Source organism: Cellvibrio polysaccharolyticus, assembly GCF_015182315.1.
Lineage (GTDB): Bacteria > Pseudomonadota > Gammaproteobacteria > Pseudomonadales > Cellvibrionaceae > Cellvibrio > Cellvibrio polysaccharolyticus.
In genome coordinates this window covers 850,538-868,793 of record NZ_PRDL01000001.1, presented here as the reverse complement: position 1 = coordinate 868,793, position 18,256 = coordinate 850,538, and the positions used below count along the sequence as shown (strand labels likewise).

General features: G+C 49.0%; 14 protein-coding genes. All 14 read right to left on the bottom strand.

The features are described 5' to 3' along the window. Positions 1–68: 68 nt before the first annotated feature. The 14 genes from C4F51_RS03790 to C4F51_RS03725 all read right to left on the bottom strand — a co-directional run bounded on the left by C4F51_RS03790 (position 69) and on the right by C4F51_RS03725 (position 18,115). On the bottom strand, positions 69–335 hold the full coding sequence (locus C4F51_RS03790; protein ID WP_193907302.1) for a hypothetical protein: 267 nt from the start codon (positions 333–335) through the stop codon (positions 69–71). Positions 336–385: 50 nt separating this feature from the next. Further along, a complete protein-coding gene (locus C4F51_RS03785; RefSeq protein WP_328701303.1) occupies positions 386–2,497 on the bottom strand; it encodes a peptidase domain-containing ABC transporter in 2,112 nt (703 codons plus the stop codon). After that, positions 2,497–3,777, bottom strand: coding sequence for an HlyD family secretion protein (locus tag C4F51_RS03780; RefSeq protein ID WP_193907299.1), 1,281 nt, complete (start codon positions 3,775–3,777; stop codon positions 2,497–2,499). The genes C4F51_RS03785 and C4F51_RS03780 overlap by 1 nt, the downstream gene beginning before the upstream one ends. Before the next feature lie 414 nt (positions 3,778–4,191). Further along, positions 4,192–5,454 (bottom strand): glycoside hydrolase family 28 protein, encoded by a 1,263-nt coding sequence (locus C4F51_RS03775; protein WP_193907298.1) that lies wholly within the window; start codon positions 5,452–5,454, stop codon positions 4,192–4,194. Between the two features lie 411 nt (positions 5,455–5,865). Continuing rightward, entirely contained in the window at positions 5,866–7,872 is a 2,007-nt protein-coding gene (locus tag C4F51_RS03770) for a bifunctional metallophosphatase/5'-nucleotidase (protein WP_193907297.1), read from the bottom strand. Between the two features lie 359 nt (positions 7,873–8,231). Then, positions 8,232–9,269, bottom strand: coding sequence for a porin (locus C4F51_RS03765; RefSeq protein ID WP_193907296.1), 1,038 nt, complete (start codon positions 9,267–9,269; stop codon positions 8,232–8,234). A 200-nt stretch (positions 9,270–9,469) separates the two neighbouring features. Further along, positions 9,470–10,189, bottom strand: coding sequence for a phosphate signaling complex protein PhoU (gene phoU / locus C4F51_RS03760; RefSeq protein WP_193907295.1), 720 nt, complete (start codon positions 10,187–10,189; stop codon positions 9,470–9,472). A 57-nt stretch (positions 10,190–10,246) separates the two neighbouring features. Then, positions 10,247–11,029: a phosphate ABC transporter ATP-binding protein PstB gene (gene pstB, locus C4F51_RS03755; protein ID WP_235992271.1), complete on the bottom strand. Its 783-nt coding sequence runs from the start codon at positions 11,027–11,029 to the stop codon at positions 10,247–10,249. Positions 11,030–11,094: 65 nt separating this feature from the next. Then, positions 11,095–12,456 (bottom strand): phosphate ABC transporter permease PstA, encoded by a 1,362-nt coding sequence (pstA, locus tag C4F51_RS03750; RefSeq protein ID WP_193907293.1) that lies wholly within the window; start codon positions 12,454–12,456, stop codon positions 11,095–11,097. Between the two features lie 3 nt (positions 12,457–12,459). Next, positions 12,460–13,839: a phosphate ABC transporter permease subunit PstC gene (pstC, locus tag C4F51_RS03745; protein ID WP_193907291.1), complete on the bottom strand. Its 1,380-nt coding sequence runs from the start codon at positions 13,837–13,839 to the stop codon at positions 12,460–12,462. Positions 13,840–13,974: 135 nt separating this feature from the next. Further along, positions 13,975–15,000, bottom strand: a complete 1,026-nt coding sequence (locus C4F51_RS03740) for a substrate-binding domain-containing protein (protein WP_193907289.1) — start codon at positions 14,998–15,000, stop codon at positions 13,975–13,977. A gap of 407 nt (positions 15,001–15,407) precedes the next feature. After that, entirely contained in the window at positions 15,408–16,022 is a 615-nt protein-coding gene (locus C4F51_RS03735; protein ID WP_193907287.1) for an exosortase H-associated membrane protein, read from the bottom strand. Next, positions 16,001–16,567: an exosortase H gene (xrtH, locus tag C4F51_RS03730; protein WP_202987603.1), complete on the bottom strand. Its 567-nt coding sequence runs from the start codon at positions 16,565–16,567 to the stop codon at positions 16,001–16,003. Before xrtH ends, C4F51_RS03735 begins: the two co-directional genes overlap by 22 nt. A gap of 18 nt (positions 16,568–16,585) precedes the next feature. Continuing rightward, positions 16,586–18,115, bottom strand: coding sequence for an SdrD B-like domain-containing protein (locus C4F51_RS03725; RefSeq protein WP_193907285.1), 1,530 nt, complete (start codon positions 18,113–18,115; stop codon positions 16,586–16,588). Positions 18,116–18,256 lie beyond the last annotated feature (141 nt).

Genomic DNA, 18,256 nt, shown 5'->3' with positions numbered 1-18,256 from the left:
TAGTAAAAGAGTTAGCAGATCTCACCAACTCTTTTACAACTTTTATTTTTAATTATCAGCTAGAAAAATCAACCAAATATTGGACCATTCCAGCCTAATGCGTGATATGTCGCTCCTCCTGAAAGTAGATAAGAGGCACCAACCATTGCCCACGCTACAGGGCCTGCAGCAACAGTGGCAGCCCCAACAACAAACACAGCGGACATACCAAGCATTGCCCAATAAGCTCCGTCAGTTCCCGACCCAGATCCTCCAGATATAATTTGCAGCTCATCAACAGAAATTTCCTCAAAGTTGAATTGAGTGTAATTTTTATCCAAACCAAAAGTATTCATAAAATAGCTCCATTATTAAATTGAACGTCCAATAAAACGGACTTTCCAGGTTAAAGCACGATCTGCCTCTCTGCAGACCTGACCGTTTCCGGCCTATGTGCCACCAAAACCTGAGTTGTTGTAAGCCGCTTAATATGGCTATTCACCATAGACTCGTTTTCCACATCCAGGTGACTGGTGGCTTCATCCATGAACAGAATACGTGGAGCACGATAGAGCGCGCGCGCCAACACAATTCTTTGCTTTTGCCCTCCACTGAGGCTATTGCCCATGTCACCAACCAAGGTGTTGTACTGCATGGGCATTTTAATAATTTCATCGTGAATACAGGCCATTTGAGCACATAGGGCAAGGCGCTCGAAATCGATCTGCGACTCAAAACAGGCGATATTGTCAGCGATGCTACCTGCAAGTAATTGGTCATCTTGCATTACACCGGCAATTTGTCGGCGATATTCGGGTACTTGTTTGATGGGGCGATCATCAATAAGGATTTCGCCCTCTGTAGGTTGTAGCAACCCCATCAAGCACTTGATAAGAGTGGTTTTTCCACAACCACTGGATCCAGTTATAGCTACAGTTTCACCCGGCTCTATGGTGAAGTTAAGGTTTTGAAAGACTGGCCCCTCGGTTTCGCCATATTGGAAACCAAGATTGCGAACTTCAATTTTTCCCTGCAAAGGAGGCAGGGGCAATTGTGCTGGTAACAGATCATCCTGCTCTTCTATCTCGGTAAAGACCACGTCGGATAAACGGTCCATATGCAGACCAAGCATTTTCAGCTCAATCCATGTTGCAATCAGAGTATCCATGGATCCTACAAAGCGGCTTTTGTAACTGAGAAAAGCGTAGAGCATACCTATCGAAAAAATATTCCCCATAACGGCAGTCGCTGCAAAGTAAATTACCAGCAAGTTTTCAAAACCAAACAACAATCTATTGATAGTTTCGTAACCGATATTCCAGCGGGCTATGCGTATACTCTGGTTAATCGTGTCGGCAAGACGATTCTGCCATTGACCTTGTCGGTCATTTTCACGCTGAAAGAGCTTGATGGTTTGAATCGCTCGCACAGACTCCATGAAATGAGAGTCGTGTCTGGCTTGGGCAACAATCTGCTCTTCAGTCAGGAGTCGTAAGGGCCGATAGAGAGCTAAGCGTAAAGTGGCATAGAGTAACACTACAAAAAGAACCAGGAAGGTGAGCTTGATGCTGTAAAAGAACATTACCGTCAGGGTTATGATAGCCATAATGCCATCTACTATAGCCGCTACCAGACTGGTGGTAAGCAACTCTCGCACACTCTGCAGGGAGCCAAAACGCGATACGATATCCCCCATATGACGAGAGGAAAAGTAGCTCATAGGGAGACGAATCAGATGACGAAACAGGTTAGCTGCCATCTGCATATTCAAGCGGCTGGACAAATAAAGCATTACCCATTGACGGAGCACATGAGTACCAGTCTCTATTAACAATAAAAGGCCAAAGCCTAACGCCAACACTAGCAGCAGGTTCTGATCATTTCTAAGAACAACGTCATCTACCACTGTTTGTATGTAATAAGGACTGATCACGACAAATACTTGCAGCAGCAGCGACAGCGCAAGTATTTGCAAAAGACTACGCTTTAAACCGCTAATCCGTGACCAGAAATGTTGTAAGCCCAAGCGTTTTCTAGTGTCTGCTATCTCGAATTTGCTTGTAGGTGTTAGCTCCAGAGCGATGCCGGTAAAATGTTTATCGAACTCTTCTTTTGTTAACGTTCGCTCACCAGTGGCTGGATCGTGAATAACCGCCTTGCGGTGCTTTACCGTTTTCAGGACAACAAAATGGTTCAGATCCCAATGCAAAATACAGGGCAACTGAAGCCCACCCAGAGAATCTGAATCCAGCTTTAGGGCTCGTCCAGCCAAGTGCAGCCGAGCGGCCATGTCTATAAGATTTTTAAGATTCGTGCCATGACTGGATATCTGAATCCGTTGCCTTAGGTGTGCAAGGTCTGTTTCATAACCATGGAAACTGGCAATCATGGCCAAACAAACTAATCCGCATTCGGCAGACTCAGTTTGATGAATCACGGGCAGGCGGCGGGCCACGCTGAAATTAAGGAGCTGATCCGGCCGTGTGCTTTTTTGTCTTAAGTTTTCGGTCGTATCCACTACAGACGCCCTCTCAAACTGTAAATGGGCTCCAGCAACCACTGCCATAGTCGACGCTCGGAAAGTTCAACATCAGCGGTTAGCGTCATACCAGACTTTAGGGATATCTCTTGACCGTAGGCATGCACCCCCTGTTCATACAAGCGGGCTTCAACAAGATATACAGGTTCTTGTAAGGTAAAAGAGGCATTTAGCAATTCGCCAGGAAGGAGTGGCGTTTTAGCTACCTGCGCAATTTCACCTTGGTATAGCCCAAATTTTTGATACGAAAAAGCATCATAGCGAATATCCAGGCGCTGCCCCGGTGCAATAAATCCTGCCGCCCTTACTGGAACCAGCAAATGAGCGACCAAAGGACTGGCACTATCCGCCAACGTCAACAAAGGTACCGGATTTACCGATGAGACAAACTGCCCCTCTCGAGCCTGAAGATTGTTAATGATGCCAGCGCGAGTAGCTGTGATCACATGAGCACGCTCGCCATTCAATTGGGCAATTTGTTGAGCAAGTTCGCTCAGGCGCGATTGCAGCTGGTCAAGACTATTAGCGGCATCCTGCGGGAGCAGCTGCAGATCGGTAAGCCGTTGCGATAGCAAATCGCGTTGATTCCCGATTTCCCGCAGCAATGCCTGCCTTTCACTTCGCACAGACAGCTCTTGCGAGAGAAAGCTGTCATATTCTCTGTGTGAGATATGGCCCTCTTCAACGAGCGGACGATATCGTTCGAGCTGATTTTTTATGAGAGTGTGGCGAGCATCCAATGTAGCCATTTGCTCGTCCATAAGCGCCAAATTGTGCTGAAGGGATTCGACCTGCCGCACCAGACTCCCCTCCCGGTGCTGATGCGTCTGCCCTGCACGAGTTATTTGTTCTTTAAGTAATCGGCGCTGGCTTTCAAACTCTTCCAACAGACGACCTTCAAGATTGCCGCCGTCAGCTAAGGTTCTGTCACCATTGATAATCATTAGCGGCTGGCCTACCTGCACTCGGTCGCCTTCTTTAACCAAAACTTTCTTGACCTGACCAGAGCTTTCGGGATACAACCGCACCACCCCTGTCGGTGGTTCAAGCCAGCCCACCACGGTTTCTTTACGCGCATAAGTGCTGGTAGCCAGCCAGATAGCCACAGCCAATAACCAAACCAGCAAAGAAAAAATTAATACCGAATGACGCAAATGTGGCAAGAGCAGAACATCACCGTGCAAACGGTCTGCTTTCTGTTCAATTACTTGCTCTCGAAAAAGCGATGCTTTTTTGAAGGAAGAACATTCACTGTTCATTGGGGGCCATCAGTTCCTTGATAGTCATTAGCGAAGACGCTATGTCGCCAGTTAACACTGGCTATTATTATTTTCCAATGAGCACCAGCTTTGGCACTCTTTGAACTCTATTTCGAGCTACCCTAACAATTTTCTACAATGGAAACAAGCCATAAACTAACTTTTTAAAGTGAAAAATTTATCTGACTTGTATTGGCTGTAAATAAATAGTTTTTAAATGAATGCATCTCTCCATAGGTGGATAGAAATTTTTCCAGCCATTTTCTTAAATGCAGACGCTTAATTTTAAGAGAAAAGCTATACAACAGGAAGATGTGGGTAATGCTCGAGGATAAAAAACTAGCAGCCTGCGGGTACTCAGTTGCTGCACTCACCCGCTCAGAACTGAACCAATATTAATTCAGCCTTATCGTCTCAACCCGATACCCGAAAACCACCCTCCGGAAGTGGCACTGATCCGGTGGTCGGTTCGGTTACGGTTTTACCATTTACCACCACTTGCTCGAAGCGGATGTTGGTTGCGCCGGAAACCATTAGCTCGGGTTCTTTTTCCAGTTGCACATCAATTCGGCTTACGGTGATATCACTGATATCGGTTTGCCCTGGATTCGGTCGAACAATTCCAAACGAGCCAAAGCGACCTTTAATATCACTGAAGGTAATATTGCGGACGGTTGATTGCGGCGGGGCTTCGCCCTGCAGGTTTTTGTATTGCGCCCAAGGTTCTATCAACATGATCCGGCCGCCGGCGTTATCGAGCGTGATATTGCGCAGATGAATATCTTCGTAGCGTTGCGGTGTGTCCGGGCGCAGTTTGAGCATTAATAAATTCAACGCCCCGGTTAGTTTGCAATCTTCAATAATGACATCGCGGATGATGGTTGCTTCGCTGCCGCAGGAAAACGCCTGGTGGCCGCGCCTGAAGTGGCAGTTGCGCACGCAGATGTGCTCAACAGGCGGGCTGTTTTTGTCTTGCATTGCGAGCGGACCTTTTGAACCTTTTGCGGCTATGCAATCATCCGTGACTGAAAAATAGCAACCGTCTACCAAAACATTCTGGCAGCTATCCAGATCGATACCATCACTACTCGGTGCCTGTTCGTAATCATCCGGCACTTCAAAGCGGGCATTACGCACCAGCACATGTTGGCATTTGTATAAATGAAGATTCCAGAACTGGGAATCCTTGAAAGTAACGCCTTCAACGGTTACGTCTTTTGAATTTTCGATGAGCGCGAGGCGAGCGCGATCAACGCTGAGATTGGGAAAACTTGCCGGATCTGACGCTTCGCCACGCAGCTTCCAGAATAAATCCCATATGGGTCTCCCTGCACCGTCGAGCGTGCCTTCGCCGGTGATTTTCAAACCATCGCAGCCATCCGCATTGATCAGTGCCGGATTAAAACTTTCATTATATTGGCCTTCGATACGGGTCCGCTGACGGGGGAAATTTGCCATATCTGTAGAACATTTAAGAACGGCATTTTTTTCAAGATGAAGGTTTACACCAGGTTTCAGGAACAAGGCGCCACTGACAAACACACCAGACGGAACAACCACGGTTCCGCCACCTTTCGCGGCGCAATCATCAATGACGGATTGAATGGCTTTTGTATTAACCGTGCTGCCGTCAGCTTTGGCACCAAAGTCGGAGATAACCGCCTGATGAGGTTTCATAGCTTTTGCAGACAAACTCCAAAAGGGAACCGAAAGAACAGAAAAAGTGAAACCCCGCCGGGTAAAGGGTGCCATCGACATACTACGCATGCTCCGATTTTTAGATTATTGGATAAAGACATGGGCGCATCATTTCCACCAGGTATGGCAGAAACATTTTTGCAACGCTATCACAAGATCGCAGCAGATTAAATATGACAGGATTTTTCTGATATCAGAGAAAGTCGATAGAAGGTACAACCTGAGTGGCGACGGTAAGAGAGAGAACTGAGGAATTGCAGGCTCAAAATATAGAGCCTGCAATTTTTGAGATGAAAAATAACAACGAAATTTTCAGACTGCAAGTGCCCGATTAACGTCAAACACTTGCAGCCACCCAATCAATCACGCATGACAGGTTTGCCGCAGCTACTAATACCCGCTGCAATTTTCCAGCGAGTGATTGCAACCATCGCGACCGATATATTGCTGTGTGCTGTATTCGCTGGCTGGCAGTTTGGTCAGCACGTCGCCATTGGCCGTCAACCGGGTGATGTAACTGATAAACGCCTGGGTGTACAAGGTAAAGGTATTCACATACAGGCCGGCATCGTAGAGCCCGCCGAAGGTAGCGTAGCCATCCTGACCGGCGGCAATAAAGTCATTGGTAACTACGGTGTAAGTGGCGGTAGTGTTAATGGCAGCCCAGTCACCACTGACTCGAGGATTCACTTCAATATTGGAGATGCGCGAACCCTCAGCGGCTGACGCGTTAACGTGATAGCGCAAACCTGAAGCGTAAGGATAAGAGCCGCTGGAGCCACCAACACGCAGTGCGCTGCTCATGGCATCTTCCAATACGGCTTTAATTTGTGCACCGGTCAATTCCAGCGTAACCAGTGTATTGGTAAACGGCAACACGTTTACCGCTTCCGCAAAGGTGATATCGCCAGCCGCTACATCAACACGCACACCACCGCCGTTTTGAATGGCAATATCTGCTGTCGGGGTAACCGTCATAAAGGCTTTGGCGATGATGTTGGAGATATCACTGCCATACTCGCTCGTTTCGCTGGCGTTACAAATGGTGGAACGGCTTTCACCCGGAAAACGCACCAGACAAAGATTGTCCGCGGTAGTACCAATCACCTGCTGCTCAAGCACACTGACTTCTTCATTGTAAACACTCAACAGGTTTTCAGTGGTGGCGTCCGGCACGACTGCAACGACCTCAGGCAATTTGGTAATTTGCTGACGAACTTTAAATGCATCGCTTGCGCTCAAGGTACGAATATCGCCGGCGCCATGGGTGTAAGTAAAATTGTCGGCTACCGGCATATAAGGCATGCCGTTACAGGCAGCTACTTTACCATCTGCGTCAAAGCTGACTTCAAGCTTGCCAAGCAGGTGGCCATATTCCCAGGCTTGTACAATACATACGGTATCGCCATCGCGGTTTTTGGTGATCGTGGGGTATTCACCTACCGGATTGAAACCGAGGCTTTTAAAACTTTCACCACCCAGCAACGAGTGAGAGTCGCCACCAACAATCACATCAACACCGCTCAATTGTGATGCCAGCAATTTATCGTTTTCATATTGATAATGCGTAACCAGCACAATTTTATTCACGCCCTGCCCGCGCAGTTCATCAATGTAATGTTGTGCGGTGGTCGCTTCATCCAGAAATTGTGTATCCGCGTCCGGCTTTGAAGAATTTTTGGTTTTATCCGCAATATCAATACCGATAAAGCCTACTTTTTGTCCCTGCACTTCGCGGATCATGTAAGGCTGAATATAACCATCACTAATGGCCGAGTTGGCACCCGGTTTGACGTTGGCCGCCAGCACCGCTGTATTACAAGCACCGGACTTCAGATCATCCAGAAAATTGGCGAGCCCGACATCGCCGTTATCAAATTCATGATTACCCAGCGCAAAGGCATCAAAGCAAACCTGATTCATCATCGCCGCATCGGCAGCGCCATTAAACAACGAGTAATACAAGGTACCGGTAACCGCATCGCCAGCGTGAATTTTTACCGGATTTACTGACTGTGCAGCAAGACGATCAAACAACGACACCAGCATCGGAAAGCCGCCGTAGGTTACCGAAACACTGCTGAGTTCTGCATTAGTGCCGGTACGAGCAGCGAGGCCCAGACCCGACACACTGTAGGAAAAGGTTTCCGGTGCGATATGTGAGTGATGGTCATTCATATGAAGAATGGTCACCTTAAGCGGTGCACGCACGCCAGCGCCCGGATTTTGCAATTCGTTCAGACGCTTTTCGAGATCGGTAATTTCGTCTTGCGCTTCGTTGAGATTCTTACGCAGGTCGCGCACATCACGGTCGTTGTCGCCACCACAGGCAGACAACACCAGCGCCAGAGATAAAGGAATTAAGTATTTTGATGTTTTTACCGGGAGAGTTTTCATTAGTTTCACGCCTTGAACTCCATAAGGTGAGTGATTTACAAATTGGCAGATGTTTTATCTACGAGAGGACGCCAAGGAATATAGAGTTAAAGCGTGATGGTTTTATGACGAAGCTTATACTGAGAGCAGCATTGCTTTGCGCTCTGCCGGGCACGAAAATATGAAAAAATTTGTGCGCGCTCACTACAGTGATTCGTTTTACTTTACGAATCTCATAGCCAATCGTCACGCAAACATTGCCATTTTTCACGTTGAAAAAGAAAACCCCGACTGCAAAAGCAACCGGGGTTTGGGGGAGGTGTGCAATCCATTGCGGCAGTCCGTTGCCAATCCAGTCACATGATTAACAGCGCATGCAATTAGAAGTTGTACATTACACCCAGAGAAAGACCGGTAGTATCTTCACCCGGTACAGCTGCCAGTGCGGTATCACGACCACCGGCACTTACACGGAATGCAGCATTTTCATCGTTAGAAGTAACACCGTAAGCAACGTAGGTAGTTACGTCTTTACCGAGTTTATAATCTGCACCGATAACGAACATGGTTGCACCACTCTCATCCAGATCGTTTTCGTCAGCAACGTAAACCTGGCTGCGCAGAGTGATATCACCCAGCTTGTAGCTTGCGCCCACACCGAATACATCACGGTCACCACCAGGAACATCGCTAGCGGTCTGGAACATACCTGCCAAACGGAATTCGCTGGTCAGATCGTAGTACAAGCCAACGCGGATGGCGTTAGGGTCAAGGCCGTTAGCGCCTTCAAAGGTTTCGTAAGCAATGGCAGCGTAGAAACCGTTGGCTTCATAAGCACCGGACAAGCTCCAGGATTCCAGAACGTTGTCGTTGGTAGCGCCAGTACCGTTGTGCGGCGTGTAGTGCACATCAACAGTAAAGTTGCTGAATTTTGGTGAGGTGTAAGCTACGCCGTTTTTGTAACGCTCATCAAAAACGTTACCGATGTTGGCGTTGGTGGCACCGCTGGTGCTGGTACGAGTCAGGTTACGGATATCACCAAGACGGTCACCGAACATGTCTACTTTACCGCGAACCACTTTCAACGGAGTGTCGAACTGACCAATACGTACGGTACCGAAATCGCCACGCAAACCTACAAAGCTGTCACGCGAAGCCCAGTTACCTGAACCTTCATCAAAGCGAACGTTTTGTTCGATCTGCATGAAAGCTTCCAGATTGTTTTCCAGTTTGGTGCTGGCTTTAAAACCGATGCGGCTGGAGTTGCTGGATACATTGGTACCGCTGTCTACGCCATCGTCCAGAGAATCCAGAGACAAATGCGCACGACCATAAATAGTTACATCAGCAGCCATTACAGGAACGCACAGTGTGGAAATTACTGCAGCCGCGATAAAATTCAGTTTCTTGGATTTCATACTAACTCTCCGACATTAATCATTTCTAATGGGTGTGTGCTCAACGGGGGCTAGTATCGAAGGCAAAGATGACAAAGCAGTGACTCTGCGATTACAAAATGATGACAATGAAATATTTTTAATAAAAAAAAGCGGCGCACTATTTTCACAGTGCACCGCAAGACCATCCGATTGGAGAGGAAGAAACTATAGCGAATAAATCAGTCGTTACCCGAGATAATATTTTTCATTTCATCATCACTGGAATGCGTAACGTTGTAGCCTTTACTGAGGAAAATACTGTATTGACAAATATTGCGCGCATGATCACCCACGCGCTCCAGCGCACGAGCCACCCAGATAATTTCCATAGAGCGACCGATCTGGCGAGTGTCTTCCAGCATATAAGTCAAACTGTGGCGAAGAATACGGGCGTAGTCATTATCAATCGCTTTGTCTTGCTGCAACACATCCAGCGCATCAGCCGCATCCATCTTTTCAAAAGATTCCAGTGCTTGTCGCAACATGATGCGGGTACGTGTACCCATTTCTTCAATGTCATTGATCTGCGCGCTATTGGGGCGCTCGCCGGATTCCTGCAGCACATGCCGGGCGATACTTTCTGCCAGGTCACCAATACGTTCGATATCATTGATAATTTTCAGAATTGTCAGTACCAGACGCAAATCGGAAGCGGCTGGTTGGCGGCGTACCAGAATATCAATACAGTGCTCATCAATATCCACTTCATAGGTATTGACGCGGCGATCGGTATCAACCACACGTTGCGCCAACTCCCTGTCACCGTCGATAAATGCCGACAAGGCATCGTCCAACTGTTTTTTTACCAAACTGCACATTTCCAACACACGAATCACAATACCGTGTAACTGGGTATCGTAGGCCTGCGAATAGTGCCCGGCAATTTTACTTTGCAACATAATTATTTCCTGTCAAAAACTGAAAATGGCTTGTTATGAAACAGAATCGCAAGGGTATTAACCGTAGCGGCCGGTAATGTAATCTTCTGTGCGTTTGTTTTTCGGGTTGGTAAACAATTCAGCGGTGTTACCAATTTCGATCAAATCACCCATATGAAAGAAGGCGGTGCGGTCAGACACCCGCGCGGCCTGCTGCATATTGTGAGTAACCATGACGATGGTGAAGTTCTGCTTCAGCTCATCAATCAGCTCTTCAATAATAGATGTGGCAATCGGGTCCAACGCTGAACAGGGTTCGTCCATCAGAATAACTTCAGGGCTTACTGCAATGGTACGGGCGATACACAAACGCTGTTGCTGACCACCGGACAAGCCGGTGCCAGGCTGATGCAGACGGTCTTTTACTTCATTCCACAAACCGGCACGGCGCAGGCTGGATTCGACAATTTCATCCAGCTCCACTTTTTTCTCTGCCAGGCCATGCAAGCGCGGACCGTAGGCAATATTTTCATAGATGGATTTGGGGAAGGGGTTGGGTTTTTGAAACACCATACCCACCTGGGCGCGCAGCTGTACCACGTCCAGTGAGTGATCATAGATGTCGGCGCCATCCAGTTTGATTTGCCCTTCAACGCGGCAGCCATCAATGGTGTCGTTCATACGGTTCAGGCAGCGCAGGAAAGTTGACTTTCCGCAGCCTGACGGGCCGATAAAAGCCACCACTTCATTTTCTTTTACATCCATGCTGATGCCATGCAAGGCTTCATTCGCACCGTAAAATACTTTTACGTTTAACGCGGTCAATTTCAATTGGCTTTCCGGGCTAGTCAGTGCACTCATAGGTGTATCCACCATAGTATCTGTCGGTTGTTTCAAGGTTGATTTTGCAAGTGATATGTTCATGATTACCACCGGGTTTCATATTTTTTGCGCAGCCAGATAGCCAGCGCATTGAGTGAGATCATCATAATCAACAACACAATAATTGCAGCTGAAGTGCGCGCCTCGAAGAAGTTACGCAGTTCATTTCCTTGCCACAGGAATATCTGCACCGGTAAGGCGGTAGATTGCTCAAAAGGGGTAGACGGCACCGAGGCCACAAAAGACTTCATGCCAATCAACAGCAGCGGAGCCGTTTCACCCAGCGCCTGTGCAACACCGAGAATAGCACCGGTAAGAATGCCGGGAATGGCCAGCGGTAACACATGATGGAAAATCGATTGCATTTTCGAGGCACCAAGACCCAGCGCGGCCTGACGAATCGAAGGAGGAATGGCTTTAAGCGTTGAACGTGTAGCGATAATAACCGTTGGCAAAGTCATCAACGACAGCACCAGACCACCCACCACCGGTGCCGACATCGGCAGGTTAAACCAGCCGATAAATACCGATGCACCTAACAGACCGAATACGATAGAAGGCACGGCCGCAAGGTTATTGATATTCACTTCAACCAGATCGGTAATTCTATTTTTTGGCGCAAATTCTTCCAGGTAAATGGCTGCCGCCACACCCATCGGCACCGATAATATAATCACAATCAACATCATAAACAGCGAGCCCATAAATGCACCGGCCAAACCGGCAGACGCCAGCGAGCTGCGGGAGTCGGTATTCATGAATAGCGAAAAGCTGAATTTATTCTGGATGATTCCCTGCGCTGAAAGATAATCAGACCACTCACGCACCTTGGGGCTCAACTGCTGCTGGGCATCCGGCAGGCTGCGGTCAATATTGCCTTTTAACCACACGTCGATATTGGCATCGGTAAGCAAACCCAGCTTGCGGGTTTGGCCAATCAATGACGGGTCATTAACTATCATATCCCGCAATGCAAAACGCTCTGCCGAGGTAACGATACGCTGCAAGTCGCGGGTATTGTTGCCGACATCCGGAATAACTTTTTGCAAGGCATCGGTAATCAAACGGTTGAAGTTGATAAAGCCTACTTCAGTTTGCCAATCGATATAACGCTGCCTGAAATTGTTATCCGACTCGCCGGTTTGCTGTACCGGCTTTTCAGAGATGCTAATAATTTCCGGGTCAAAATAAATATCCAGAGTGACGGTTGATTGCCAAAAGGCCGGTAAGCCTTTGGAAAAAATATTGATGAATAATAAAGCAACCAGCAAGAGACTGATCACAACGGCAGCAAAGCCCATACCACGAAACAGTTTTTCCTGGCGGTGTCTTCGAGTCAGTGATGCAGCAACTTTCTGGCGAGCCTGACGCCCGGAAGACGCGGATGTGTTTTCAGAAGTAGTCATAAGTTACTCGTATTGTTCACGGTATTTACGAACGATGACCAAAGCCACAACGTTGAGCAGCAAGGTAATTACGAACAGCGTCAGGCCCAATGCAAAGGCAACCAGCGATTGCGGGCTGGCGAAGTCGTTATCGCCGGTGAGCTGGTTAACAATAGTGACGGTAACGGTCGACACAGCTTCGAAAGGGTTGGCAGTAAGCGCAGGGCTATTGCCTGCGGCCATAACGACAATCATCGTTTCACCAATCGCACGACTCGCCGCCAGCAACACAGCGCCAACAATACCTGGCAAAGCAGCGGGCAATACCACACGGCGAATGGTTTCGGATTTGGTAGCACCCAGACCCAGCGAACCATCGCGAAGCGTTTTTGGAACCTGCGTGAGAATGTCGTCAGTGAGCGACGAGATAAAAGGAATAATCATCATGCCCATCACTACACCAGCGGTAAGTGCCGAGGTTGCGCGAATATCCAGACCGATGAATCCGCCCAGATCTCGCAGGAATGGCCCCACAGTGACCAGCGCAAAAAAGCCGTAAACAATAGTAGGAATACCGGCCAGTACTTCGATAATCGGCTTGGCGGTATTTCGTAAACGTGCCGGCGCATATTCAGCAAGATAAATGGCAACCATCAAACCGAGGGGAATGGCTACCAGCAGCGCAATGATCGCTACCAGTAAGGTACCGGACAACAAGGGGATTAAACCAAAGCTGCCTTGCTCGCCGACACCAACGGTAGAAAAGCGCGGGTTCCAGGTGGTACCAAAAAAGAAATCGACCGGCGATACAAAACTGAAAAATTTCAGTGTTTCGCCCACCATCGACAATACGATACCGATGGTAGTGAGGATGGCGATGGTGGAGCAAATCACCAGCATCACTTTCATAAAAAATTCTATTTGGTGACGGGCGCGTAATGGCGGGGCAATTTTTTTAATGCTCATCACCAAACCAAAAGCAACCACCGCCGACATCAGTGCGGTTAATAGCAGTGCGCTTTTTTTCTGGAGGGCACTCATGTATTCGGCTGACGACAACTCCCAGGGAGCAGCGTCGGCAACAATGCCAAAGTTATTAGCGAGGTTTTCAATTCTGCGCAGGGCAACGCGCGTGGCTTCGTCGGTCTGTGCCGCGATATCTACTGGTAACTGTGCCGCTACCATGCTGTTAATCAACCCGGGCGATACCCAGTTCCATAATAAAAATACAAAAAATGCCGGCAATATTGACCAGAGCGCTACCATCATGCCGTAGTGTTGTGGTCTTGAATGCATTATTAATGTGCGATTGGCCGCTGCAACCCGGCGACTGCGCACCATACCCAGCTGGTAACCAATAACCATCAATACCAGCAGAGCAATTATTAGTGATAGGTTTCCCATATTCTCTCCGAGGACGAAACAGTCTGATTAACTCAGACGCTGTTCTTTCTATCGTGGCTTATTACCTGTTTCAGACAGAAAGCAAAAAGAGAACTGACCGGCAGTTCTCTTTTTGGAGCGTGCATAAAACCGGAATTACTTGGCTTTGCGTTGCTTGATTGCGTTGGCAACGTCAGCACGTTCTTTATCAGACAGCGGGATCAGACCAGCCGCTTCGAGCGGGCTGTCAGTGCCGGAAACCTGTTCGCTAACGAAGTAGTTGGCAAATTCCTGCAGACCTGGAATCACACCAATGTGCTCGCCTTTCACGTAGAAGAACAGCGGACGGGATACCGGGTACTTGCCATCAAGAATAGCGTCGAGGGTTGGTACAACACCGGATACAGAAGCGACTTTGATGCGGTCACGGTTGGCTTCGTAGAAGCTCAGGCCGAATACACCAACAGCATCTTTTTGTGCTTGCAGACGAGCCAGGGTTTCAGTGTAGTCACCAGCGATTTCAACAACGCGACCATCGGTACGCATGGCAACACACTGTGCAGCGGCTGCGTCTTTGTCGAGTTTTTTGATTTCGTCAAATTCCATACAGCCAGGGTGAACCACTTTTTCTTCGTACACTTCACGCGTACCGTGGTTGGAACCCGGGATAGCCAGCAGAATTTCCTGGTCTGGCAGAGACTTGTCGATTTGTGACCAGCGGGTGTAAGGGTTGGCAACCAGTTTGCCGCCTTGCGGTACTTTGTCAGCCTGCGCCAGGAATACGTGCTTTGGCTCCAGTTTGAAATCGCCAGCGTCGATACGTGAAGCGAATACGATACCGTCATAACCGATTTTAACTTCGATAATCTGGTTTACACCGGCCGCTTTACAGGCATCAATTTCAGCCGGGCGAATAGCGCGTGAAGAGTTGGCGATATCAATGGTGTTGGCACCAACGCCCTGACAGAACTGGCGCAAGCCGCCAGAAGAACCACCGGAACCGACGACCGGGGTTTTGAATTGCGGGAAATTGTTACCAAATTCTTCCGCTACGATAGAGGCGAAAGGTAATACGGTAGAAGAGCCGGCAACCTGAATGGTGTCACGGTTTTGTGCTACAGCAGCACAACTTACAGCGATTAAACTTACAGCAGCCAGCTTGGCCAAAGGTTTCAACGTCATTGCCATATCCTCATTGGATGGGGTGTTGGTTTCTTTAACGTTGCGCAGTTTGATGGCTTTATATTGCAGAAAAATGACAATCGTGAAATTTTATGCGACAGGGGTTTTCTGCATTTAAACGACCGGGCATATAACCGGAAATACAGTTATTTTTTATGCTTTTGGTGACATGATTGGCGACATCAAGATAGGAAGAAAATTTACTGCGATGGAAGGAAAGGGAAACCACAGGAACAAAGACGAAAGTAAATGCGCCGCTTCTACGTCCGTTTGTCATCAGGCTGTTTGTTCCAAAAACGCATAAATACGATCCATGTAGCTCCGACGAGTCATCCCTGACTCGACGGTTTTGGAACAAACAGCCTGACGCCAAACTCACATCGTTCCGGTCTGAAGCTTTCTAAAACCTATTCCGGTAAGCCTTTTTGACGACGCCATAACATCAGTGAAGCAATAAAGCGCTGATTCATCCCTACCCAGAGCGTGGCGGCCGAAATGGCTGGCAGCATCAGCACCCCCAATTGGTAGGCGAGCGCAATAAAATGGCGTATTGAGGAGTCCAGGTGCAATTGCACCGGAATATCCGGCCCGACCTGAAAAGTCAGGTTCATCAGAATTTCAAATACCACCCCCCAAAGCTGGAACGGCAGCAAAATCAGATAACAGAGAATAATGCGGGAAGTGGAGAAGTGTTTATCTTGCGCAGCAAACAGCAGCGCCATGAGCAACGGCAGGTTGTAGGCATATTTAAGTGCGTTGATATCCAGCGATATGTGCCCTTCCCGTCCATCGGGTGCGGTTACCGTTAGCGAGGTAATCAGGTGCAGGGTGACTCCGTTTAAACCGGCCTGATCAATCAACCCGGGATAAACCACCGCAAATACACCTTTTACCAGCCACACCAGAGGCGCCAGCAATACCGGTGCGAGCAGATACCAGAAAGCAAAAAACACTGGCAACCAGAACAGCGTTGCCAGTATAAACCGCCACAGCGGGTCTTTTATCCAGCGACGGGATTGCATACTTCAGCCTTTACCGGCAAACGCCGAATCCAGATCAGCCAGACGATAATGGCATCCAGCAAAATCAGCGCCTGCCAGATGTAGAGATGCGCCCATTCATAGGCATGGATATTCCATTGCCCGATGTAAAACAGGCTGATAATTCGCACCAGATTCAAAACGTGAATCGCCAGCACGCCCCACAGAATCCCCCACAGCTTGTATCGCCATGGCGCACTGAACGCGAGAATGCCGGCCAGAAGAATGATGGTGGCTTCTACACCGTTACAGCCGGCTACCACTTCAATAGCGAAGTTGGTGGTTTCGTTGTAGATAACCAGCCCCTGAGCACCGATGCCGCTATCAAACACCGACATGATTTTCCAGGAGAGCCACGCCAGCATGGCGGTGAAAGGCTGGATCAGATGCTCCTGTACCGGGCGCAACATTTCCAGCGTAAACAACACCAGCTGCAACACAATAAAACGCAGAAAAAACCCCAGCAGCCGGGGCAGAGGAACAACCTCTGCCTCGCTGCTGGTCGTTTTGTTAGCGGAATCCTGCATCGGAGTCGCTTACCGGTTTCAGTTACGAATCCGCAGGCGATAGCGCTGCTGATACCAGGTGCCGAGCATCAGCAAGGCTGACAACAACATCAAACCCCAGACGGTGGTGGTTGGTGCCGCTATCGGTGTTGGTGGCGTGAAAGTACCTGATGGCTGTGCCGCACAGGCTCTGGTTGCTTCCGGATAGGTCACCAGAGCAGTGAGCTCCATACCACCCACACTGGCAACCAGCGTCATATCCGGACGACGGTCATCGGATACCTGCTCCCACTCGTCCTCAAGCACCCAGCCCGGGAAGGCAATGGCGTGGTGATCTTCATCTTCCTGATAACCAGGCCAAACCAGTGTGCCGGACGCTGGCTGATTGGACGCACGATCTGCCAGACGGCCACCGGTGGTTACCCAACTGATAGTAAACGCCGGACTGGAGCCTGTAGCGGCCGCATTGAACGCCATGCGACCAAACGGACTCGGTGAACTGACACTGTAGTTAACGTAAGGAACGCCCGCATCACAAACTGCCGATGCTGTCAGCACCATATCCGGAGAGAGCAGCTCACCGAAGTTGTAGTTGATGGCATCATCACCGGCCACCAGCGTGATATTGCTGATGACATCATTAACCGTCGATGCATCGCCACCTTTACTGCCCGCTGTGTCCTTGCCATCACCCCACACATCAGGGTGAGTTTCAGTCACGGTGTATTCACCTGGCGGCAGCTCGTCAAAGAACCAGCTGCCGTCCGCTGCGGTTGTGGTGGTTTTGGTCAAACCATTCGGGCCGGTCAAGGTGATCACCACATTGGGGATTCCCTCTTCGCCTCCATCGCGCACACCATCGTCATTGCGGTCGTGATAGACCCAGCCGCTGATACGCGCAGGCAGAATTTCAGAGAAATTATTCTGCGGTGAACCACTGACTTCATCGGCATTACCGTTGTTGTTCAACACAATGCCAACAATCTGACTGGTGGGTGTACCGCTGTCCGGATTGGATGCACTGCCCACAGTACCGGTGCTGCCGTTGTACGGATTAATCACACCTTCGGTGGTAATACTGTTCAGCGTGCCGGACAGCTGCTCAACCTGACATACCGAGTAGGTACCGGCAGGCAGCTCACTGAAAAAATAGTTACCTGACGCATCGGTAGTTGTTGTGCTCAGCAGGGTTCCTGCAGTACAACTTCCACCCGAACGTAACTCAATGGTATTACCGGCAATGGCCGTAGAGCGCCCTGCATGCCAAATGCCATCCGGTACCGGTTCGCGATCAATAAATACCTTACCGGAGATGTAGCCCAAGGTGCTGATCAGCAAAGGCGATTCTGCCGGCTCTTCGTTCGGGCCAAAATTGGTTTGCAGTGCACCAGCCGGGATATGGTTGATGTAATTGCCCGGCTCAGCAGCCACAACATCTACCTCAACAGAACAACCACCGGATGGAATAACAGCGCCACTATTGATTTGCACACGGGTCGCATTCGCCGCAGCCGTCACGATGCCGTTACCACCTGGACAACTTGTAGCAATATTGGGAGCAGTTGCCATCTATGGACGCCCCGGGTTTTGCAAGCAATTTTTTGTAGTCAATGTGTGTTGCAGCCATCTATCCGGACTCCCGATGTAGAATTTATCTACGGTCCCTGATGGTATTCGCTAATCGGGGTCTTATCATTTGTTCGCTCTTGT

Excerpts from the sequence above, each read along its gene's own strand:
- C4F51_RS03790 (WP_193907302.1), bottom strand. The coding sequence starts at position 335 with ATGAATACTTTTGGTTTGGATAAAAATTACACTCAATTCAACTTTGAG.
- C4F51_RS03780 (WP_193907299.1), bottom strand. The coding sequence starts at position 3,777 with ATGAACAGTGAATGTTCTTCCTTCAAAAAAGCATCGCTTTTTCGAGAG.
- C4F51_RS03775 (WP_193907298.1), bottom strand. The coding sequence starts at position 5,454 with ATGAAACCTCATCAGGCGGTTATCTCCGACTTTGGTGCCAAAGCTGAC.
- C4F51_RS03770 (WP_193907297.1), bottom strand. The coding sequence starts at position 7,872 with ATGAAAACTCTCCCGGTAAAAACATCAAAATACTTAATTCCTTTATCT.
- C4F51_RS03765 (WP_193907296.1), bottom strand. The coding sequence starts at position 9,269 with ATGAAATCCAAGAAACTGAATTTTATCGCGGCTGCAGTAATTTCCACA.
- phoU (WP_193907295.1), bottom strand. The coding sequence starts at position 10,189 with ATGTTGCAAAGTAAAATTGCCGGGCACTATTCGCAGGCCTACGATACC.
- pstB (WP_235992271.1), bottom strand. The coding sequence starts at position 11,029 with ATGAGTGCACTGACTAGCCCGGAAAGCCAATTGAAATTGACCGCGTTA.
- pstA (WP_193907293.1), bottom strand. The coding sequence starts at position 12,456 with ATGACTACTTCTGAAAACACATCCGCGTCTTCCGGGCGTCAGGCTCGC.
- pstC (WP_193907291.1), bottom strand. The coding sequence starts at position 13,839 with ATGGGAAACCTATCACTAATAATTGCTCTGCTGGTATTGATGGTTATT.
- C4F51_RS03740 (WP_193907289.1), bottom strand. The coding sequence starts at position 15,000 with ATGACGTTGAAACCTTTGGCCAAGCTGGCTGCTGTAAGTTTAATCGCT.
- C4F51_RS03735 (WP_193907287.1), bottom strand. The coding sequence starts at position 16,022 with ATGCAATCCCGTCGCTGGATAAAAGACCCGCTGTGGCGGTTTATACTG.
- xrtH (WP_202987603.1), bottom strand. The coding sequence starts at position 16,567 with ATGCAGGATTCCGCTAACAAAACGACCAGCAGCGAGGCAGAGGTTGTT.
- C4F51_RS03725 (WP_193907285.1), bottom strand. The coding sequence starts at position 18,115 with ATGGCAACTGCTCCCAATATTGCTACAAGTTGTCCAGGTGGTAACGGC.